At 51.6% G+C, this 22,031-nt stretch carries 20 protein-coding genes; 17 read left to right on the top strand and 3 right to left on the bottom strand.

From position 1 onward, the window contains the following. The first annotated feature begins 291 nt into the window (after positions 1-291). The 5 genes from fbaA (at position 292) to PsAD13_RS10810 (ending at position 5,121) form a co-directional block, all read left to right on the top strand. Positions 292-1,362, top strand: coding sequence for a class II fructose-bisphosphate aldolase (fbaA, locus tag PsAD13_RS10830; protein WP_063287890.1), 1,071 nt, complete (start codon positions 292-294; stop codon positions 1,360-1,362). 57 nt (positions 1,363-1,419) lie between these two features. Next, the gene (locus PsAD13_RS10825; protein WP_063292963.1) at positions 1,420-2,313 is read left to right on the top strand and encodes a sugar kinase; all 894 of its coding nucleotides are present in this window, start codon (positions 1,420-1,422) and stop codon (positions 2,311-2,313) included. A gap of 559 nt (positions 2,314-2,872) precedes the next feature. Beyond that, a complete protein-coding gene (locus PsAD13_RS10820; RefSeq protein WP_063318145.1) occupies positions 2,873-4,081 on the top strand; it encodes a YadA C-terminal domain-containing protein in 1,209 nt (402 codons plus the stop codon). An 18-nt stretch (positions 4,082-4,099) separates the two neighbouring features. Continuing rightward, on the top strand, positions 4,100-4,597 hold the full coding sequence (locus tag PsAD13_RS10815; RefSeq protein WP_208981765.1) for an invasion associated locus B family protein: 498 nt from the start codon (positions 4,100-4,102) through the stop codon (positions 4,595-4,597). A gap of 77 nt (positions 4,598-4,674) precedes the next feature. Then, the gene (locus PsAD13_RS10810) at positions 4,675-5,121 is read left to right on the top strand and encodes a PaaI family thioesterase (protein WP_063318144.1); all 447 of its coding nucleotides are present in this window, start codon (positions 4,675-4,677) and stop codon (positions 5,119-5,121) included. Here PsAD13_RS10810 and PsAD13_RS10805 read toward each other — a convergent pair. Next, positions 5,112-5,696 carry a TetR/AcrR family transcriptional regulator gene (locus PsAD13_RS10805; protein WP_063318143.1) on the bottom strand — a complete coding sequence of 195 codons (585 nt, stop codon included), beginning with the start codon at positions 5,694-5,696 and terminating at the stop codon, positions 5,112-5,114. The two genes, PsAD13_RS10810 and PsAD13_RS10805, sit on opposite strands and share 10 nt — an antisense overlap. Positions 5,697-5,876: 180 nt before the next feature. Between PsAD13_RS10805 and PsAD13_RS10800 the strand changes: the two genes are divergently transcribed. The 11 genes from PsAD13_RS10800 to PsAD13_RS10750 all read left to right on the top strand — a co-directional run bounded on the left by PsAD13_RS10800 (position 5,877) and on the right by PsAD13_RS10750 (position 18,559). Continuing rightward, positions 5,877-7,007 (top strand): efflux RND transporter periplasmic adaptor subunit, encoded by a 1,131-nt coding sequence (locus PsAD13_RS10800; protein WP_063318142.1) that lies wholly within the window; start codon positions 5,877-5,879, stop codon positions 7,005-7,007. A 3-nt stretch (positions 7,008-7,010) separates the two neighbouring features. Beyond that, entirely contained in the window at positions 7,011-10,241 is a 3,231-nt protein-coding gene (locus PsAD13_RS10795; protein ID WP_063318141.1) for an efflux RND transporter permease subunit, read from the top strand. 372 nt (positions 10,242-10,613) lie between these two features. Next, complete coding sequence (napE, locus tag PsAD13_RS10790; RefSeq protein ID WP_057462105.1) at positions 10,614-10,793, top strand: periplasmic nitrate reductase, NapE protein; 180 nt, start codon at positions 10,614-10,616, stop codon at positions 10,791-10,793. Positions 10,794-10,802: 9 nt separating this feature from the next. After that, on the top strand, positions 10,803-11,312 hold the full coding sequence (napF, locus tag PsAD13_RS10785) for a ferredoxin-type protein NapF (RefSeq protein WP_063287883.1): 510 nt from the start codon (positions 10,803-10,805) through the stop codon (positions 11,310-11,312). Continuing rightward, a complete protein-coding gene (locus tag PsAD13_RS10780) occupies positions 11,305-11,643 on the top strand; it encodes a chaperone NapD (protein WP_063287882.1) in 339 nt (112 codons plus the stop codon). The genes napF and PsAD13_RS10780 overlap by 8 nt, the downstream gene beginning before the upstream one ends. Further along, on the top strand, positions 11,634-14,138 hold the full coding sequence (gene napA, locus PsAD13_RS10775) for a nitrate reductase catalytic subunit NapA (RefSeq protein ID WP_208986529.1): 2,505 nt from the start codon (positions 11,634-11,636) through the stop codon (positions 14,136-14,138). The genes PsAD13_RS10780 and napA overlap by 10 nt, the downstream gene beginning before the upstream one ends. A gap of 8 nt (positions 14,139-14,146) precedes the next feature. Further along, positions 14,147-14,608, top strand: coding sequence for a nitrate reductase cytochrome c-type subunit (locus tag PsAD13_RS10770; RefSeq protein ID WP_057462109.1), 462 nt, complete (start codon positions 14,147-14,149; stop codon positions 14,606-14,608). Between the two features lie 11 nt (positions 14,609-14,619). Further along, positions 14,620-15,210: a cytochrome c3 family protein gene (locus tag PsAD13_RS10765; protein WP_063292970.1), complete on the top strand. Its 591-nt coding sequence runs from the start codon at positions 14,620-14,622 to the stop codon at positions 15,208-15,210. A 583-nt stretch (positions 15,211-15,793) separates the two neighbouring features. Next, positions 15,794-16,681: a YadA C-terminal domain-containing protein gene (locus PsAD13_RS10760; protein ID WP_063287989.1), complete on the top strand. Its 888-nt coding sequence runs from the start codon at positions 15,794-15,796 to the stop codon at positions 16,679-16,681. 14 nt (positions 16,682-16,695) lie between these two features. Next, on the top strand, positions 16,696-17,208 hold the full coding sequence (locus PsAD13_RS10755; protein ID WP_082596641.1) for an invasion associated locus B family protein: 513 nt from the start codon (positions 16,696-16,698) through the stop codon (positions 17,206-17,208). Between the two features lie 514 nt (positions 17,209-17,722). Further along, complete coding sequence (locus PsAD13_RS10750) at positions 17,723-18,559, top strand: methyltransferase domain-containing protein (protein ID WP_208986528.1); 837 nt, start codon at positions 17,723-17,725, stop codon at positions 18,557-18,559. 18 nt (positions 18,560-18,577) lie between these two features. Here PsAD13_RS10750 and eat read toward each other — a convergent pair whose 3' ends face one another. After that, entirely contained in the window at positions 18,578-19,900 is a 1,323-nt protein-coding gene (gene eat / locus PsAD13_RS10745; RefSeq protein WP_063318139.1) for an ethanolamine permease, read from the bottom strand. Positions 19,901-20,154: 254 nt separating this feature from the next. Between eat and PsAD13_RS10740 the strand changes: the two genes are divergently transcribed. After that, entirely contained in the window at positions 20,155-20,955 is an 801-nt protein-coding gene (locus PsAD13_RS10740) for an alpha/beta hydrolase (protein ID WP_063318138.1), read from the top strand. Positions 20,956-21,169: 214 nt separating this feature from the next. On the opposite strand, the gene PsAD13_RS10735 is transcribed toward PsAD13_RS10740, so the two are convergent. Continuing rightward, a complete protein-coding gene (locus PsAD13_RS10735; protein WP_063318137.1) occupies positions 21,170-21,937 on the bottom strand; it encodes a hypothetical protein in 768 nt (255 codons plus the stop codon). Positions 21,938-22,031: the final 94 nt, after the last annotated feature.

The following is a 22,031-nucleotide window of genomic DNA, read 5'->3' as shown; positions in this document are numbered from 1 at the left end:
GCGATTGCATCAACTACGTATTCCTACTTATTTCATTCCAACGCGTTTCGATGCACTTTCCCTTCAAATCTTTTTGCACCCGGTGAAAAGTTTTTCACCTGCAAGGTTTGCCGCCACCCTCGGCAAGCCTAATTCGGGGCCTTACTGCCAGCTATACCCCCTTTTAGCTGGTGCGTAACAACCGAACCACATGAGTAAAAGCGAAGTCCGTTCCCTGCTGTTATAGACAGCATTCCCTCCTCCCGGGCTTCGCTTTTTACTCACTCAACATGCGATCGGGAGACCTTTAAGGTGACGAAGCTGCGTCCAGGCGTCATTTTTGGCGAAGAATACAAAACCCTCATTCAGGCAGCACGCGAAGGGCAGTACGCTCTTCCAGCAGTAAACGTAGTTGGCTCCAACTCAATCAACGCAGTGCTCGAAGCTGCAGCAGCCAACAAATCCGACGTAATCGTACAGCTCTCAAACGGCGGCGCACAGTTCTATGCTGGAGCAGCCATGCCGGATAGCTTCCAGGCCCGTGTTCTTGGCGCAGTTTCCGCAGCCCAACACGTGCACCTGCTGGCAAAACACTATGGTGTATGCGTTGTGCTCCACACAGACCACGCAAACCGTAAGCTGGTGCCTTGGCTGGAAGCTCTTATCTCGCACGGTGAAGACTACTTCCGTGCAAATGGTCGTCCACTCTTCACGTCTCACATGCTGGACCTTTCTGAGGAAACTCTGGAAGACAACCTGTCTGAAAGTGAGCGCTTGCTGAAGCGCATGGCTCCACTGCAGATGAGCCTTGAGATTGAACTCGGCTGCACCGGTGGTGAAGAAGACGGCGTTGGTTCCGACGACGACATCGGATCTGACAACCCGAAACTGTACACCCAGCCAGAAGACGTGCTGGAAGCGTACAACCGCCTCGATCCACTGGGCCACTTCTCTGTGGCAGCATCCTTCGGCAACGTGCACGGCGTGTACAAGCCAGGCAACGTGAAGCTGCGCCCTGAGATTCTTCGTGAAAGCCAGAAACTGGTTCGCGAAACCCACGGTCTGGGTGAAAACCCACTGCCACTCGTGTTCCACGGTGGTTCCGGCTCTGAAAAAGCAAAAATCGCAGAAAGCCTGGGCTACGGCGTGTTCAAAATGAACATCGACACCGACACCCAGTTCGCATTCTCCGAACAGGCGGGCGCTTATGTGTTCGAAACGCCAAATGCGTTCAAACACCAGATCGACCCAGAGACCGGTGTCCCTTATAAGAAGGTCTACGATCCGCGCAAGTTGCTGCGTGAAGGTGAAAAAGGAATCGTCACTCGTTTGACAGAAGCCTTTGAAGACCTTCGCAGCACTGGTAAATCCCTGGCGCAGTAAGAATGACCTCACAGGCCACACGTTGGGGGTGTGGCCTGGACTTTAATGGAGTACAGGATGAAAGCGCTATTTATTGGCCAGTCCTATATTGACGTGACCTTTTTGTCAGAGACCATGCCGGAAGGTGATGAGAAGGCAATTGCTCAGGATTACGCCGTCAGCTTTGGTGGCAACGCTGTCACCGCGGCTTTCGTCTGCGCAAAGCTGGGCATCTCACCTGACCTGCTGTGCTCCATGGCAGATGACTGGTTGTCTCGCATGTTCCGCGACATGGCGGCCAAGTATTCCATTCCGATCCACGGTGCTAAAGTGAAGGAAAGCTCTCTCTCCTTCATCATGCCAAAGGATGGCAAGCGTGCCATCGTGCGTTGCCGTGACAACGACTTCCTGCATCCGGTTCCTGAACTCAACCTCGCTGGTTGTCAGGCGCTGCATGTAGACGGTCACATCCCACACGCTGCTCTGCATTACGCAAAGCTGTGCCGCAAGCATGGCATCCTGACGTCTCTGGATGGCGGTGCCGTTCGTGAGAACACCGAGGAGCTACTCGACTACATTGATGTCGCGATCGTTTCTGAGCTGTTCTGTGAGCAGCTGGAAAAATCCCCGGAAGACACACTGGAATACCTGCGTGCCAAAGGCGTGAAGGTCGGTGGTGTCACTCAGGGCGAAAAAGGCCTGCTGTGGTACGAAGACAAGTGCCCGATCAAGCGTTTACCAGCTCTGAAAGTGCCAAAAGAACGCGTCATCGACACCAACGGTGCGGGTGATACCTTCCACGGCGCCTATGTTTACGGCTACCTGGCAGACCCTCAGGGAACCTGGGAAGACCATTTCAAACTGGCTCGTGCGGCTTCCGCACACGCCATTCAGTTCCTCGGCAACGAGGCCTCTCTGCCAACCGTCCTCGATCTGGACAACGTGCAGAAAAACTTTCCTGCGAGCGACTAATCTAAGCGGCTTTGCCATGGGTGAAGCCATTTAGAGCCAAATAAAAACAATAAGAACGAACAATAACAATAATAGGCCCCACACGGGCACATGTTCATGTGGCGCTCGCACACTCAAAAAGCCCCGTCTCTTTATGAGGCGGGGTTTTTATTTTGTCTTTTTCATATGTAGCGCCAAAGATCCGGACCAGCTTCCCTTAGTTATTGTCAACTATACCCCCTTGATTCAGACGGATTAGAAAAGGTGGAAAACCCCAGTCTGCAGATATTTTCTGCAGGATCACACCAGTGAAAACCAAGATATCTCTGGCTTCTCATTCCCGACTTTTAATAACGTTGAATATTACGGGCTCAGTTTCACTAATATTCTTCACGAATTCCAGAGAATATAAGTAAGCACATGATGAAGCCCATTGATCGCAGGCTTCTTTCACACAAACACAAATTGCATACAAACAACTGCTCGCCTGACGCGACAGAACAATTTCTGCATGCCAATTACACAGTTTCCGGCAGCAGTATTTAGCTCAGTTTCTATTGTTTAAAACAGGGTTTATACTATGACTCATCTCAAATATTCATGTGCTTTGGTCGCCTTGCTGGCGAGTGCAGGCATGGCACACGCAGGCACAATTACTATCACCACAGATGTCAGCAATAATGTGGTGACTCATTACACAGGCTCGTCAGACAACGCTGACACAGCCTTTGTTGAGACATCGCAAACCGGTATTGCCGACAGCGCAGACGTTGATCGCATTTTCGCAAATGAAATCAAAGGCAACGCCGCAGATATTGCCAGCAACAGCCAAACTATTTCCGACTTTGAGACCCTGTTTGGAACAGTGCAGACAACAGCACCAGCGGCAATCTCTGATGGCGTTAAAGATCCGTTGAAGAATAACACAGGCACACCCCTGGAAGAAGTCCGCGATATTGAAGCTGCGCTCAAAGATGGCACAACAGCCAAAACCGAGTGGAAAGCTTACCTGGACCACGTAGAGGCAAAAGCTGCTGCTGGCGAAGAGATCACTATGGATGCTCCGACAGATCCAGTGGCGGGCGACTTCACGAGCGGCGCTCTGCCTGCGAACATGGCGGCAGATCTGGGTACGCTTGATACTGCGGTAGACAACTACGCGGCGGAGCAGTTGCCACACGAGAACTACAGCACCTTCACCACGGCCAATGGCGCCAATGCATCTGGCCGTGCAACAGCTCAGGCACTGGAAAGCGGTGAAGGCCTGGCGAATGGCATTCTGGCATCCTTCAACGCGGTAGATGCTAAGATTGGCGACATCAGCACATTACCAAGCGACCTTCAGGCACCAACCCCGGCGGATACCACCGTTGTTTCGGCTGTGACCAAGCTCAACGAGAAGGTCGGCTCTCTGGCTGATCTGAACTCCACCTTCACCGGCACAGCTCGCAACAGTGTTGTCGCAGCGGTCAACAGCAATGCTGAGCGCATTACCGCCAACAGCGCAGCCATTTCTGACAACAGCTCCCGCATCGTTTCATTGGAAGAGGATGTCGATGAGCTGCAGTCCGGTGTTGCCATGGCAATCGCGATTGCCAACGCGCCGATCATTCAGGGCGGTTACAACGGCCTGTCTCTATCCGGTGGTTTCGGGCACTTCAAAGGCAAGTCTGCAGGTTCTATGAAAGCTGCCTTCATGCCAATGGACAACATGGCGATCACCGCCTCCGTCGCGACCGACTTTGACGACAACGTCGCCGCTGGCGCGGGTCTCGGTTTCTCATTCTAAGTTTTCAAGGAGAGGCACATGAGCCGACTTCTTTCATTTTTCTTCGTAGCCTTCGCCATGGTTTTCCATGGCGGGGGTGTTCTCGCCCCCACTTCTGCTCAGGCAAAAGAGGAATGGTCTGTTCAATGCAGCAAGCAACAATGCCAGATGTACGCCGAGATCCGGCTACAAAACGGCACTTTGTTCAACAACATCGCGTTTCGCAAACTCAATGCCACCACATACGCGGGCATCCTTAAGCTGCCCCTCGGTATTCACATCCCAAGCGGCATCAACATCGGCATTGATGAAGCGGCAATCATTCAGGCCAAGTTGATCACCTGCAATCCTGATGGGTGCGAAGCTGCCTTTACAGCAAATCAAACGGTGGTGGATTTTCTGAAGCGGGGAGACAAAATGTCGATCCTCGTCCGCAAAGCAGGCGATAGAAAACAGCTGGCCCTCAACTATTCTCTGATTGGCTTCACCCGCAACTGGAACGCCTTCCATAAGCGTATGGAAATGTTGACACCGTAGCCAGAAGGCCAAATAGATTTCTTGGGAGGAGTAAGTTACTGATATGCCTTGCACCTGTAGGGAGGAACAAGGCCGCTGTGACGTACACAACCAATACCGACAACTCCATATCCATTCGTGATGAGACCGAATTTCAGCGGTTTATTGGGTATGAGCTGGAGCTTTTCCTTAAGGATGGCACGGCGACATGTGCGTTGGATATTGATGCCAGGTTTGCCAACCGCAGTGGGGTTGTGCATGGGGCGATTGTGACCATGCTGCTGGACAATGCCTGCGGCGGATCTTGCAGCGCAACGGTGGATCCCACTGGTAAGCAACCGTTTGTGACGCTGTCGCTGACAGTCAACTTCATCGCACCTGCCATCTGCAAGCGGTTGGTTGCGAAGGGCAAAGTTGTTGGCGGCGGCAAATCAACACTCTTTGCAGAAGCAAAGTTGTTTGACGAGAACGATCAACTGATCGCAACGGCCACCGGCCCTTTCAAACGCGCACCACAACGCGAGATGCGGCTTGATCACTCCTGAGTCTCGCGAGGCTTTGGTCCGACGCCATCAAAAAAGGTCGTCATGAGCAATGCCGTGACATCGCGGATATCCGCCTCTTCTTTCACAATCATATCCCAGGCAGAAAAAAGCAGTGCGTCGTAGGTGTTCATCACCCACCGCGTCGGCAGTTCCTTGCGAATGTCACCATCTTCTTTCGCCTGCTCAACCGTAATGATTGTCTCTTTTTCCATAAAGGCATAGCGTGGATCTTTGCTCAAAACGCGTTCCCCATCCAGCCAGAAGGATGAGAGGAAACGCAGCCGGTCAGCGAGCGGAAGCATCAGCTCAACAGCCCGCATCATCGCTTGCTTCCCGCGAAGGTTTTCTTTCTCCATAGGTGTCAGCGCTTGAATAATGTCCTCAAAGCTGACCTTCAGGACCTCCTCAATCAACGCTTCCCGAGACGCAAAATGTCGATACAGCGTGGCGCGCCCAATCCCGGCAATCTCAGCGATCTCCGTTAGTGAAGCCATTGGATTTACTGGCAATTCTGCCAAGCCAGCTTCAATCAGGGCCCTGCGGGACTTAACAGCCCTTTTATCACGCAATAACATTTCACCCTCATTTTATGAGACGTACTTGTCTCACATATAATTATTATGATACACAATCGTCTCATAAATCAAGATCTGAGATGATCTCGAGGCGTTCACTCAGCGATAATCGGGCATTCCGTAGGCCTAAACCAAACTCTGAAACCTGCCTCAATTAAACATATTGCTCAGGAGCACTGAATGTCCAAACGGATTGTGTGGTTGTCAGCAGCATTGGTGCTACTGGGAACTGTCGGTACCTATGTTCTTTCGCTTGAAGACACAAGTGATGTCGACATCGGAGAAAAGGACGTTGTTCTGCCTGTGGTCAGCTATGTGACTGCGCAGGCAGGCGATAACACCGGACATATTTCTGTTTTTGCCGAAGTGCGCCCGCGTTGGACTGCGGATCTGAAAGCGCAGGTCTCTGGCAAACTGCTGTCCGTCGCTCCTCAGGCCCTTGAAGGCAAGAAAGTCTCCATGAATGAGGTGATGGCGCAGCTGGAAAAGCACACTTACGAAGCCCAGCTGGAAGATGCCAAATACCAGCAGTCGACTGCAGAATTCAATCTGAAGAAAAAGCAGAACAAGCATGTGCTCGCACTGAAAAACTGGCGCGCAGTGAACCCGAAGGAAGCCCCACCGGAAATGGCCGTCCATATTCCGGAACTGCGCGTTGCAGAAAAAGCGCTGGAAGCTGCTGTCCAGAAGGTAAAAGTCGCGCAGTATGATGTGAACGCGACCACCATCAAGGCACCCTTCAGCGGGTTTGTGACAAAACGCCATGTGAGCATCGGCCAAAGCATCTCTATAGGCGATACCTTGTTCACCCTGTTGGACGCTGAGCAGTTGGACATCACCGTCTCTCTGGACCAAGCCCAATGGAACCTGCTGGAAAAGGCGTGGCAGGAATTTCCGGCAAAGATTTATAATGCTGACAAGGAGCTGGTCGGGCTTGCCAGAATCCAGCGCGGTGGTGGCTTCCTTGACCCTAAATCGCGACGTTATCAGCTCTTCCTCGAGATCGTGAAATCACCAGAAACCACTGTTTTGCCGGGCGAGTTCGTGAAAGTTGAACTGCAGAGTAAAACAGTCAACGACAGCCTGAAATTGCCTGCGACTGTGCTCACTCAGGAAGGGTTCATCTGGTTCTTAAACAACAAGGACGAGCTGCAGCGCTTTGAAGCTTCTGTCGTGTTCCGCAATGACACAGACATCATCGTGAAGATGCCGAATGAGCTGCAAGAGATGGATGAGAAGCGCGTTGTTCAGCTGCCGATGGCCGCGTTCTTACCGGGCCAGCACGTCGCCCCAACTCCAGCGGGGCACTAACACATGGCGTGGCTCACAAACTGGTTTATTCGAAACCCGGTCGCGGCGAACCTCATCATGGCGTTCATCTTGATTGTCGGGGTGTCCTCTCTCATGAACATCCGTATTGAGGGCTTTCCCAAGCTGCCTGCGGATACCGTGACAATCACGACCGAACTGCCCAACGGCTACACGGAGCAGGTTGATAAGCAAATCACCCGCAAGGTGGAAAAGGCGCTGGAAGGCCTGAGCGGCGTCAAAAACATCAGCTCAATTTCACAACCGGGTTCGTCTGTTGTCTCCGTTCAAAAGACAAGCGACACCAAACTATCCACCTTGCTGGATGACATTCGCTTGAAAATTGATGGCATTTACAATCTGCCGAAGAAAGCGGAACGGCCTGTCATTGAAAAACAGAGCATGGATATGCCAGCCATGTTTGTGCAGGTCTACGGAGATGCGGATTTCAAAACCCTACAGCGCATCGCTCGTCAACTGCGCAACAAGCTGCTGGCCAGCCCAGAAGTTTCTCGCCTCAAACAATGGGGTTTGCAGACCGAACAGATCAAGATCGGTTTAGAACCATATACGCTGGAACGTCTGAACCTGACCCCTGAGCAGGTCATGAACCGTATCCGCGAGTCTTCTCTTTACTATCAGGGCGGAACGCTGAAGACCGAAGGCGGCTATATCTCTTTGCGCGCAGATACTCAGGCCTATTATAAAGCCGACTTTGAGCGCATTCCGATCATCGAGTGGGAAGATGGCACGACAACCACTCTTGGCGATATTGCTAAGGTGGAAGACGCCTTTGCTGACATTGATATGGAAGCACGCTTCAACGGCAAAGAGTCCGTTGGACTGGAAGTGCTGATTGGCCGCAAAGACAACCTTATTCATGTCTCAGAGGATGTGCAGGCCATCATCGCTGACTTCCGCACAACTCTGCCGACTGGTGTACAGGTGGGGATTTGGGGCAACTCCAGTGATTACATCGAGGATCGCCTGAGCCTGCTCAGCTCCAACGCGTTTCAGGGTCTGGCTCTGGTGGTGTTGATCCTGTCGCTGTTCCTCAACATCAAGCTGGCCTTCTGGGTCGCCATGGGCATCCCAATTTCATTGGCCGGTGCGTTTGCTGTGGCGACGACTGGCTGGGTCGATTATTCACTCAACGACATAACAACCTTCGGCCTCATCATCGCACTTGGTATTCTCGTTGATGATGCCGTGGTGGTTGGTGAAAGCGTCTTTGAGCAGCGCAAACGCTATGCGGACCCGCGCAAAGGTACGGCGGCAGGCGTGCATAAAGTTGCCGTTGCCACGATATTTGGCGTGCTGACAACCACGGCGGCATTCTTCCCGATGCTGCTGATGAACAGTGAGCTGGGTAAGATCCTCGGCAGCTTCTCAGGCATTGTTATTCTGGCGCTGCTGTTCTCTCTGTTCGAGAGCAAGTTCATTCTGCCCGCTCACCTCGCTTACATCTCGTTGGAAGAGAAGAAGCAGAACATCTTCTCACGGAGCTGGGGCAAGGTGCAGGGTGTGGCGCGCGGTGGCTTGTTCTGGTTCCGCGACACCATCTATTTCCCGGTGCTTAGATGGGCCATCCGACAGCGCTATGCGGTTCTGGTTGGCTTCATTTCTGTCGCAGTGCTCGTGTTTGGCCTGATGTGGAAGGGTAAAATCCACTCTGTCTTCTTTCCGGAGATTCCCGGTCAGTACATTGTGGTGAACATGGAGATGGATCCACGCGCACCGTTCGATCTGACACAGAACAACATCTCCACGATTGAAGACATCGCAAATGCTGTTGACCGGCAATATGCCGAGCAGCAGCCGGACGTGGGCGGTGTGTTCCAGAACATCTTCCGCATCGTATCCGACAGCACAAATGCCACCATCTATGCTGAACTGCGCCCGTTGGACGAGCGCGGAGATGCAAAGACAAGTGACATTTTGCGCGACTGGCAGAACCGCACCGGTACTTTGGAAGGTGTTTCCAAACTCACCTTCTCGGGCTTTGAAGAGATCGGTGGTGGGTTCAAGATCCGTTTGTTCGGTGAAAACTCTGAGCAGCTGCAGCTGGCGAGTGAAGAGCTCATGGCAGAACTTGGCAAACGAGCTGGCGTCAGCAACCTGCGCGACACGTTCAAAGCCGGCCAGCCAGAACTTCGCCTGACCCTAAAACCGGAAGCACGTCATCTCGGTTTCACACCAGAGCGGCTGGCAAGTCAGGTGGCGCACCAGTTTGGTGGCGGGGAAGCACAGCGCATCCAGCGTGGTGACTCAGAGGTTCGCGTGATTGTTCGCAATACACTGGATGCACGTGATGCCATTGAGGACCTGTTGCAGTCCCGTCTGCGCGGGGCCAACGACAACTGGGTCACGCTGCAATCAGTTGCCAACATCGAAGCTCGTTATGTGCCCGGATACGTGCACCGCAGAAACGGCGATCAGGTCGCCACAATCGAAGCTGACATCAATAAACAGATCGTTGCTCCTGCTGAGCTGGGTCAGGATATCTTCACCTCCGTTGTGCCCCAACTACAACAGAAGTATCCCGGTGTTAAATTCAAGCAGGGTGGCGAGCTGGAGGAAATGGGTGAAGTTAAGGGGAATATGAACCGCGCCCTTCTCATCACCTGTTTCCTCATCTTTGTCCTGTTAGCGATCCCGCTGAAGTCCTACTTCAAACCGCTCATCATCATGTCCGTGGTACCATTCGGAGTCGTCGGGGCAATCCTCGGCCATGCCATTATGGGCATCCCGTTCAGCATGATGTCGATCTTCGGCCTGCTGGCGCTGATCGGTGTGATCGTCAACGACTCTCTCGTCATGGTCACGCACTACCTTCACCTGCGTGAGGACGGTGTAGACCATATTGAAGCAACGGAGCGTAGCGGCGTGGATCGCTTCCAGGCGATCTTCCTGACAACAGCAACAACGGTCGCCGGCTTGATGCCGCTCATGAGCGAAACTTCCGAGCAGGCCATGTACCTGATACCGGCGGCCGTCTCTCTGGCATACGGGGAGATTTTCGGGACACTTATTACTTTAATCCTGATTCCAGTACTGGTCGCAATTGCGGAAGATATTCGCGTCTTTCTCTTCGGCAAACGCGATAAGGCATTGGAATATGCGCAAATGGAGCGAAAAGAGGCCCTGGAAGCGGAGGAAAAACACGCGATTTCAGAAAAATCCCCAGAGAATGACAAAGATACAAAACCTGAGGGTTTTCCTCTAGAAAAGGCCTAAACGGACCTTACGACACGGCCTCCCCTTGCGGAGGCCGTTTTTTGTTGAGGGCTGCCCTAGCGAAATCTGCTAGTTAACCCACTGTGAATCCGCAGAATTCCAGCACTAAATATATATAAGAAATCACTTAAGTATTGAATTTCGTAATATTTGAATATTCTAATATAGATTATATATTAGAAATGCAGCATGCACTTATATATTGCGGAATATCAAAGAGAAAAAATCTACTAATCTGGAATTGATTGCACTCAATTTGTGCTTTTTACATTTACTCTAGGTTCCTGCGCGTACGAGCGGGCACGTATAACGTTACGGTGTCTGCTCCAATCAAATAGCTGCAAGAGGCGGCTGTTAGTACGGAGTACGCACATGGCTGGCTTAAGCCAAAATACCCAGACCACCACTCCAGCAGTGAGCAAAGGCCGCGAGAGAGTAGCATTCCTGTTTCTGGCCGTTGTTCTTGCGCCAGTTCTGATGACTGCAGCTGTTGGCGGATACGGCTTCCTTATCTGGATGTCGCAGATCCTGTTTGGCCCACCGTCCTTTTAAGAGGTAGTCGTGGCTAACTTATCCCGCAGAGCATTCTTTACCCGCTTAAGCGCTACCCCAGAGGTGGTGTCTCCGGTTCGTCCGCCTTGGACAACGGAACAGCGGATTGAAGACAAATGCACCGGCTGCTTTGAATGCGTCAAAGCCTGTCCGGAAGCTATTTTGTTCAGCGCGGATAATCGGCCTTACCTCAAAACCGGCGTTGGAGAATGCACGTTCTGCGAAGAGTGCGCAAAAGCGTGCCCAGAGGAAGATCTGTTTGATCTGACTGCGGCACCCTGGAGGCTCACAGCAGAAATTCAGCAAGGGGCATGTCTGCTTGAAAAGGGCGTTTCCTGCCAGACCTGCACCGATAGCTGCGATCCAAGAGCCCTCCGGTTCGATATGCGTGTCGCACCTACAGGAAAGATTCAACTGGATGCAGACCAATGCAATGGCTGCGGAGCTTGTCTCATTTCCTGCCCCGTAGATGCGATCGCCATGAACGACCAGAGCCGAGAAAGTTTAGCAAATGCGTAATGCAACAACCGTAGAGCGCGAAGAAGAAGCCGGTGTCTGGCACATTTCAAGTGTGCTGCTCCAGGCCGAGCCTGCCAAGCGAGAGCAGATATGCGCTGCGATTGAACAGATACCTTCTGCTGAAATTACAGAAGTATCTGACTCTACAAAGATAATTGTGACGCTGGAAACACCGAGCGAACGCGACCTCGCGAACGCTTTGAGTGACATGCAGCAGTTAGATGGCGTGGTTACCGCTTCGCTCATCTTCCACCAAACCGACACCACCGACCTCAATTCAATTGTGATTTCTGATCAGGGTGACATGCAACCCGAGGGGACTTGCTCATGATTAAACTAACAAGACGCGCTGTCATTAAGGCGCAGGCTGTTGCAGCGGCAACTGCCGCAGCCGGGGCAAGCCTTCCGGCGCAAGCAGCAAACATTGTAACGGATGCAAGCAAAACAGACCTGAAATGGTCCAAAGCTGCTTGCCGCTTCTGCGGTACCGGTTGTTCCATCATGGTTGCGACCAAGAATGACCGCGTTGTTGCAACACATGGTGATGCTCAGAGCCCGGTTAACAAGGGCCTGAACTGTGTGAAAGGTTACTTCCTTTCCAAGATCATGTACGGCAAGGACCGTCTTGAGCAGCCACTGCTGCGTAAAACCGACGGCAAGTACGACAAAGAAGGCGAATTCGAGCCAGTATCCTGGGACGAAGCTTTCGACATCATGGCTGTGAAAGCAAAAGAAGCCATGAAGAAGAACGGCCCTTACGCGGTTGGCATGTTCGGCTCAGGCCAGTGGACTGTTTGGGAAGGCTACGCAGCTTCTAAGCTTTGGAAAGCTGGCTTCCGCTCCAACACCATTGACCCGAACGCACGTCACTGCATGGCTTCTGCTGTAGGCGCATTCATGCGGACCTTCGGCATTGATGAGCCAATGGGTTGTTATGACGATTTTGAGAACGCAGACGCATTCGTGCTCTGGGGTTCCAACATGGCTGAGATGCACCCGGTTCTTTGGACCCGTCTTGCTGATCGCCGTCTGTCTAACCCAGATGTAAAAGTTGCTGTTCTTTCTACATACCAGCACCGCAGCTTTGACCTTGCTGACATCCCAATGGTCTTCACCCCGCAGACCGATCTCGTGATTGCGAACTTCATCGCAAACTACATCATCGAGAACGAAGCCGTGGACATGGACTTCGTTAGCAAGCACACCAACTTCCGCCTTGGCAATCAGGACATCGGTTACGGCCTGCGCCCTGAGCACCCACTACAGCAAGCGGCTAAAAACGCTGACAAAGCTGGTGGTTCTAAGGAAATCAGCTTCGAAGAGTATGCAGAATTCGTTAAGCCATACACGCTCGAATACGCTGAGAAGATGTCTGGTGTTCCTGCAAACCGTCTGCTGGAACTGGCAAAGCTTTACGCTGATCCAGACAAAAAGGTTATGTCCCTCTGGACCATGGGTGCAAACCAGCATACCCGCGGCGTTTGGGTCAACCAGATGTTCTACAACATCCACCTTCTCACCGGCAAAATCTCCAAGCCAGGGTGTGGTCCGTTCTCACTGACCGGTCAGCCATCCGCTTGTGGTACAGCTCGTGAAGTTGGTACGTTCTCCCACCGTCTGCCAGCAGACATGGTTGTGAAAAACCCAGCTCATCGTAAGTACGCTGAGAAAATCTGGAAGCTCCCAGACGGTACTATTCCGGCAAAGCCAGGTTATCACGCAGTTCAGCAGTCCCGTATGCTCAAAGACGGCAAGCTGAACTTCTACTGGACCCAGGTCACCAACAACATGCAGGCTGGTCCTAACGTTGTTGAAGAGATCTACCCAGGCTGGAGAAATCCAGAGAACTTCGTGGTTGTTTCCGATCCGTACCCAACAGTATCCGCAATGGCTGCTGACCTCATTCTGCCAACCGCAATGTGGGTAGAAAAAGAAGGCGCTTACGGCAATGCTGAACGCCGTACTCAGTTCTGGCACCAGCTGGTTTCTGCTCCGGGCGAGGCAAAGTCTGACCTTTGGCAGACCGTTGAGTTCTCCAAGCGCTTCAAAGTTGAAGACGTATGGCCTGAAGAACTGATTGCAAAACAACCAGAAGTACGCGGCAAAACTCTGTTTGACATCCTCTTCGCAAACGGCAACGTCGACAAGTTCCCGCTTTCTGAAACCAGCGATGAATATAAGAACGACGAAGCAAACGACTTCGGCTTCTACATTCAAAAAGGTCTGTTCGAAGAATACGCTGCCTTTGGCCGTGACCATGGGCACGATCTGGCACCGTTCGAGCGTTACCACGAAGAACGCGGCCTGCGCTGGCCTGTTGTGAATGGCAAAGAAACCCAGTGGCGCTTCCGCGAAGGGTCTGACCCATACGTTGGCGAAGGCAAGGGCTACGAGTTTTACGGTCATAAAGACGGTAAGGCACGCATCTTCGCGCTTCCTTACGAGCCGCCAGCAGAAAGCCCGGATGAAGAGTATGATTTCTGGCTCTGTACAGGCCGTGTGATTGAGCACTGGCACACTGGCACTATGACCCAGCGCGTTCCTGAGCTGTACAAAGCTGTTCCAGATGCTCTGTGCTACATGCATCCTGATGATGCAAAAGCGAAGGGTCTGCGTCGTGGTTCTGAAGTGCGCGTTGTTTCCCGTCGCGGTGAAATCACAACACGCATCGAGACCCGTGGCCGTAACAAGCCGCCAAAAGGCCTCGTGTTCGTACCGTTCTTTGATGCAAGCCAGCTCATCAACAAGGTGACACTGGATGCAACAGATCCTCTTTCAAAACAGACCGACTATAAGAAGTGCGCGGTCAAGATCGTAGCCGTGTGAGGTACGCCATGAAACTTCTGAAACTCCTTGTAGCCAGCTTTATCGCTGTGTCTGTCTTTGGTGGAGCAAGCTCATTTGCTGCTGACACCATCTCCGAAATGCGCAACGCGGACATCCTGACTCAGGATGCCGCACCGCGGATCCCGAAAGTGGTGAACTCTGACGAACGTCAGGTGCGTAACTACCCTGAGCAGCCACCATTGATCCCTCACAAGATCGACGGCTACCAGATCGACAAGCGCCTGAACAAATGTATGACTTGTCACAGCCGTACGGCAATTGAAAAGTCTCAGGCACCAATGATCTCCATCACGCACTTTATGAACCGTGATAATCAGTTCCTGGCGTCTGTTTCCCCTCGCCGTTTCTTCTGCACCCAGTGTCATGTGCCTCAGACTGAAGCCAAGCCACTGGTTGAGAACACCTTCGTTGACGTTGATGACGTGCTCGAAGGTACGGCCGGCAAGTAGGAGCACACCGTATGTTTTCAGCTATCAAACGGTTCTGGCAGGTTATCCGCAAACCTAGTGTCCATTACAGCCTCGGCTTTTTGACACTTGGCGGGTTCGTCGCTGGCATCATCTTCTGGGGTGGTTTCAACACCGCCCTGGAAGTCACCAACACAGAAGAATTCTGTATTGGGTGTCACGAAATGGAAAACACTGTCTATCAGGAACTCAAGACCACCATTCACTATACCAACCGGTCTGGTGTGCGTGCGACTTGCCCTGATTGTCACGTACCTCACAACTGGACCTCCAAGGTTGCCCGTAAGATTCAGGCATCCAAGGAAGTTTATGGCAAGATCTTCGGCACAATCAGCACACCGGAGAAATTCGAGGACAAGCGTCTTGAGCTGGCAAGCCACGAATGGGCTCGCTTTAAAGCCAACGACTCTCTTGAATGCCGTAACTGTCACAGTGAAGAATCCATGGACTTTACACGCCAGAGCCTGAGAGCTTCTGAGCAGCATGAGAAATTCCTCGTGACTGGTGAGAAGACCTGTATCGACTGCCACAAAGGCATCGCACACAAGCTACCTGATCTGAGCCTGCTGAAAGAGGGTCATTAAGAGTGAAGCTTGCTTGATTGGTTACGGTCAAATCTCGCAAATTCACTCAAGCAAAGACTTTAGAACTCAATGCGTGTTTGCAAGTGCGCGCGGCGAGTTCTAAGACCCATCACATGCTCAGACAAAAGAACCCCGCGGTTTGAAACCACGGGGTTTTTTCTTGTCCACATTTATTCCATAATTTTATCAATTAAAATTATATGAAATATACTCATGAGGAAAATTTCTGAAAAATGCCTCAGAGTCACCTCAATTCCCGCAATTTTGCGAGAGTTTACAAATATTAACCATTGCAAGTCTTGCCTGAAATTTTTTGAATATTTTCACCCTAGGGTTACTCCTAATTTCCTTAGGGAAGGTCTCCAGCCTTATACCAGTGCTTTTTAACACTCCGATAAAAACTGGGGGCCATATGCTCCTTAAAAATCGAGCGTATTAGAACACACCCCATCTGCAACCCATTGTTTTTGCGGAACTAATAAACTCGTCCTCAATTCAGGTGTACGTGCATGACGTTGCAGCTGAAAACTTTAGACCGGGCAAAGCACATACAAGCTTCGCCCCTCTGAAAGGACATAAAAAGATGAACGCTTTGAAGCTTTCTGCTGCAATCGTGGCCCTCGTTGCCGGCATGAGCACCGCTCAAGCTGCAAAAATCGATGTTTCTGATGGCACTGTGACAACGAATGACAAAACAATTACCGTAGATGCAGGAACAGATGCTGAAAGAACTGAGTTCCATCCTGGTCAATCTGGTAGAGCAACAGATATCACTGCAACCATAAGTGATATTGATGAATCAGATTTAAGCGGTACGCTCGCAACAAAGATCAATAATAAGGCAGATCAGAGCGCACTGAATGCTCAAGCAAAACGCATCACCAGTAACGATAGCGACATTTCACGTATCAAATCTGATATTGGTCACACCAATCGTCGCATATCTAACAACACTAGTCGGATCTACGCCAACGCTAGAGACATCGTAGGTAACAAGAGAAACATCCAAACTAATCGTGCCTTCATTGGTTCAAACGCACGCGGTATCCAATCTAATCGCGCATTCATCGGTTCGAACGCACGCAATATTCACATTAATCGGGCGTTCATCAGTTCAAACTCCCATCGTATCGATACCAACAAGCAGAATATTGCGACCAATACCGCCAATATCTCCACAAACGCCGCAAACATCTCTTCCAACACCTCCAGCATCGTCTCACTGGAACAGGATGTTGACGAGCTGCGCAGCGGTGTGGCGATGGCGGTGGCGATTGCCAATGCGCCGGTCCTTCAGGGTGGCAAAAACGGTATCTCCGTTTCCGGTGGTTTTGGACACTTCAAAGGCAAAGCTGCATCTGCTCTGAAAGTGGCGTTCCTGCCAACCGAGAACATGGCTGTTACAGCTTCTGTAGCCACAGACTTCAGCAACAACGTCACTGCTGGTGCTGGCCTGGGCTTCTCCTTCTAACAAGGATGTAGATCATGAAACCAATCTGGATCCTGCTGACAGCGGCAATGCTCTTTTTCTTTCAGGGTGTAAATGCGTACAGCACCACTGAGCCTTCCAATGAAGAGGATTGGTCAGTCAAATGCAGCAGTGACCTGTGTCAGGTCTACGCTGAAATCCGGCTTGAGAACGGTGCGCTGGTAAATTCCATCATGTTTCGCAAACTCGAAGCAGATGTGTATGCAGCTATTATCAAGCTGCCGCTCGGGATCCACATCCCCAGCGGTATCCAGATTGGCATTGATGATGATGCCTTGTTCGACGCCAAGCTGATCACCTGTCAGCCAGACGGGTGCGAGGCGGCGTTTAACGCCAACAAGACCATCGTCAACTTCCTCAAACGCGGCAAGGCCATGTCCATTGTAGTCACCAAGACCAATGACCGCAAAAAGCTGGCGCTGAACTACTCTCTGATCGGCTTCACCCGCAACTGGGAAGAGTTCACCAAACGCATGGCAGTCTTGCTGCCAGATGAGACAACCGGCTGATTTGCCCTGCCAAGACCCATGGTTGAAGCTTTAAGCTTTGGGGTCTATATTGAGGAAGATAGGAACGGGAGGCTCTCGCCCCCCATTCCCGTCGCTAGATGACTTTAATAAGAGCTCGGAAGAAGATGGTCAGTCGATTCCGGGCTCTTGTCATGCTGAACTTGAGTTCAACTTTCATCCAACATACCACCTCCTTACCAGGCCTTGCTACGATCGGAGTGCCTAACTCTCTCCGATTGCGCGGACTGACACGCGCTGCTGCTTTGCAAGGAAGTGGCTGACAACAGCCTAACAAGCCCGCAAACACTGCGCGTCCCCGGATCATCTCCCGCACAAAACACCTAGCTTCATCTTTAGGTATTGAGTTTCGTAATATTGTGAGAACTCCCGATCACTACGCCCGAAAAGCAGCCATTGCTTAACGCTTTGTTTTGTCTGTCAGACCATGAAGTTTGCCCCTGCTGTACAGCGTAAACTAGGATTACACAGAGCTATAACGCGCAGCAGCAGGGTGATGTCGTTGACAGACCACGTGAAGAAATCAGAGCACCTCTCAAACATCGCAGCCTTTTATTCCGGAAAGCTTGCGGACGCGAAGGGCAAGAACACCTTCCAGCAAGCACTGGCTCCTGATTATGATGCGCAAGAGATACCCGAGCACTTGCTCGGGTCCAGTTTTGGCTGTGGTAATCCGCTGGCTTTCTCGCAGATCAAAGAAGGGGAGACAGTGCTTGATCTTGGCTCCGGCGCGGGACTGGATCTTATCCTTGCCGCCGAGAAGACAGGTCCATCGGGTAAAGTCATCGGCATTGATGTCAGTGAGGATATGATTGCGCTGGCTAAACGCAATTGCGAGCAGCATGGCCTCCATAACATTGAACTCCATCAAGGTGTTATTGAGCATCTGCCATTCCCGGTTCAGTCCATGGACTGGGTCATCTCAAACTGCGTTATCAACCTGTCCACCGACAAAGCTGCTGTGTTTTCTGAGATCAACCGCGTGCTCAAGCCGGGCGGCAAACTTGTCATCTCAGACATGCTGGCGGAGGACTTACCGGACTGGCTGCATATGCATCAGGATCTTCTGTCCGCCTGTATTTCTGGCGCGGTCTCAGAAGCAGCTTATTTAGAATACGCAGGAAACAGCGGTCTCACTGCGCTGACTGTTCTGGATCGTATGACCTATGAGGATGTCGTTCTGAAACAGCTCCTCAAAGACGAGCTGCCCGTCGCACTGGACGAACTGGCGAGGCAGCTTGGGCTTTCAACAGATGCAATGCTGGACAAAGCAGTCAATGAGCTTTCAGGCAAGGTGAAGGCCATCAAGCTATACGGCGAAAAACCATCCTAAAGCTTCAGCTTGAGCAATTCAGGCTCTCTTCTGGCCTAGCAAAACATAGTAGCCGACACCCAGCCCCATAAGCGTCAAAGCAATTAGTGCGGCCACAAGATCGTATGCAAAGCACGACGTGAGCGCCAAAAGCGAAAGAACAAGCGTTACATAGGCTGTCTTTTTCCCACCCGGAGCACGATAAGGCCGGTGCAACCCTGCATAATCTCGTTTCAGCAAAATGTAGCTGACGCTTTGCAGGGCATAGGAGAGCGTCGCGCCAATCACCGCAATGTTGATCATCAGCTCGCCTTCTCCACTTATCGAGCAGAGAAACCCGATCACTCCCGGAATGATCAATGCCCAATGCGGAACTTTTCGAGAGCTTATGGCAGACATGAAGCGGGGCAAATACCCCTCCCGCGACATGGCGAACACCAACCTGCTGTATCCGAAAATAATGGAGAAGAACGAGGCGATCAGTCCGGCCAGCCCCACCAGATTAACAACATCCGCTAGTACTGACTCTTCGCCAAACACATGCTTCAGGGCATCCACCAGCGGCGCCCCGTAATCGCCAACCTCACGAGATGATGCAGCCCCCGGAATAAACACCACAATCAAAACCGCACTCACCAGCAGAAAGAGCATGGCACCGATGATGCCTCGCGGCAGATCAACAGCTGGATCCTTCGCTTCTTCTGCTGCAAGCGGCACACCTTCAACCGCCAAGAACAACCACATGGCAAACGGAAATGCAGCCCAGACTGACACCGCATTAAAAGAGAACAAGTTCGGTTCTGTCGATGCGCTGTAAAAGGATGCGGCAAGATTGCTCAGGCTGAAATGAGGGCCAAGTGCCAGCAATGTCACGACAATAGCCAGCACGGCAAACACCGTCACCACCAGCATAAACCGCAGCGCTTCTCCCACCCCAACCAAGTGCACACCGATAAAAACCACGTAAAACACTGCGTAGACGAAAGGGCCATTGATACCCCAAAGCGCTTCAAGATACTGTCCAATGAAGATCACAATCGCGGCTGGCGCGATGGAATACTCCAGCAAAACCGCAAGCGCCGTTGCAAAGCCGCCTGTATCTCCCATCACCTTCCGTGAGATCCGGTATCCCCCTGCGGCACTCGGCAATGCGGCAGACATCTCTGCAAGGCACAGAACAAGGCAGAAATACATCAGCCCCATCAATGCCACTGCGATGACCATGCCGAACCAGTTCGTCACCGCAAATCCATAGTTCCACCCGGCAAAACTGCCCGAAATCACATAGGAAACCCCGAGTGTCGCCAGCAAAAACCAACCCGCTGCACCTTTCTGAAGTTGTGTTTTCTCATCATATTTCATCGTTCATGAGGCCCGTTTCAGTCGCTGGTGCAAGCAGTCGCCTGTAAGCTTACTCTTCCAACACCCCGGCCCGACACCCATCAGTTCTCCCGGACTGCCCCGATGCATCAGTTGGCGTAGTGTTGCCCTCCAACATCTCCCCTCACACCTTCGTATTATTGGGAGGCTATTGAAGTTTCACTCCAAGTATTGCTGTGGATGTTCAGGGTGGGTTAGGTTTTCGACAAGAGCTTTGCACTGGGAGGGGCGAGGAGATGGCGAAGAAAGAGATTGTTCTCATTCATGGCACATGGGGTCATGCCAGCAATTGGGATGAGATGCGGGCAGAGCTGGAAGCCCGCAGTTACACCGTGCACACGCCAATTTTGCGATATCATGATTTGCCCGTGTGGGAAGGCGCACTCAAGCTTGGCACCGTGCGGTTACTGGACTACGTAAATGATCTGGTGGACTTCGTGAAAACACTCGATGAACCACCTATCATCGGCGGTGTTTCAATGGGCGGTTTGCTGGCTCAGCTTGTGGCCGCACGCGTTGAAAGCAAAGGCCTGCTGCTGCTTTCACCTGCACCAGCCTGGGGTATGTTCCCGTTTTACCCATCCATGACACGCACTTTCTACAAGCACTTCCTGCAATGGGGGTTCTGGCGCAAACCGCTCTATCCACATTGGGAGGAGTTCCGCTGGTCAGTGGTGAATGAACAAACCGAAGAAAAGGCCCGCGAATTCTTCTACTCACTCAAGCTGGAATCCGGCCGTGCCTACATGGACATGGGCTTCTGGTTCCTTGATCCACAACGTTCATCCTGGGTGGATGTTGACGCCATCACCACCCCAGTGCTCATCCTCAGCGGCGCAAAGGACCGTGTCGTTGCCCCACGCATCGCCCGTATCACCGCAAAGCGCTACAAGAAAAACGGTAAGCTTGTCGTGCTCACGAACTCTGATCATGTCATGATGGTTGGCAAGGAACTGACAAACACCATGCGCGAGTTTGATCAGTGGGTTGCTGAGAACAACATCCTGCCGGAAACCGAAGCGCTGGCAGAAAACTGATCGACACCTTAAGAGACAGTAAGGTCTGTAAGCAACGTTTTCGCCAGTGCCTTGTTCGCTTCAGTCAAGTGAGGCTGGAGGCCGACATTGGTCATCCAACCGCCGCCGAAAGAGAGCGACATGATCTGAAAAGCGGTGTTGCTCTAAGTGGCTTTTTTCCGCCTAAGGCGCAATCTCGCGGAGGAAGGTATTCAGGCAAAATCTCGAACTGTCACTAGATCCACGTCCAGAACGGTTGACGTGCCCTTACTTCTAACAAACGCGTACGTAATTCCTTGGTGATGTTAGTCATATCCTTTGGGGGAAGAACACGATCTCCATTCGAAACTTCAAAGTAGCTAACCTTTTGAGCGTTCATCCGTTTATGAAAATATTTCCATAACTCTTCATCATCAAGTGCAGCAACTTTCAAAGCTAAGAAGTTTTTATGAAGGAAGGAAAGCCGTGCCCAAACCTCATCACAACCTATGGCTGCTTCAGGATTAAATTGAGTAAACCACTGAAACTGATTTGCGTTCCATTCGCCAGAAGCGATCATATAACTCACAATTTTTGGAGCCCAACGATACTTCCCTCTCATTTTCTCCGCGTAACCACAGGACACCATATGCTCCATGGCTGGAGTTAACGTGTCTGATACCTCAAAAGGATCTAATTCAGATGAGAGTTCAACTCGGAAGTACATTAGGCAAAAGAGAAAAAGCCGAAAAATCTCATCTTTTTCTTGAACAAGATTTTTTAATCCTACCCCAGACAGATGTCGTTCAACTTGATCAAGCGGAATAGCAAAATGGAACTCGGGAAACGATTTTCCATCCACAATGCCTAGCCTATTGAGCAGAAAACAAGCTTCCTTGTAGTCCCGTCCGAGATCATTAATTGAATCGTATTCTTTTTCTAAATAGCGCTCAGTAATTCCGTCATGCAGGACACGAGCGATGTGAAAACATAGGCTAGAGAGTAGTTCTGCTTCAGATGCCATGGTGTGATCCTTCGAGAAACTAGCCCTTTATCACACAAAAACCCCGTGGAGGGGATCCACGGGGTCTCTTAGGTCTGCCTGATAAGGGGGGTGA

Origin of the sequence: Pseudovibrio sp. Ad13 (genome assembly GCF_001623225.1) — a bacterium.
GTDB lineage: Bacteria > Pseudomonadota > Alphaproteobacteria > Rhizobiales > Stappiaceae > Pseudovibrio.
Note: the sequence above shows the minus strand (reverse complement) of the source record. Positions and strands in the feature narration are given on the sequence as shown.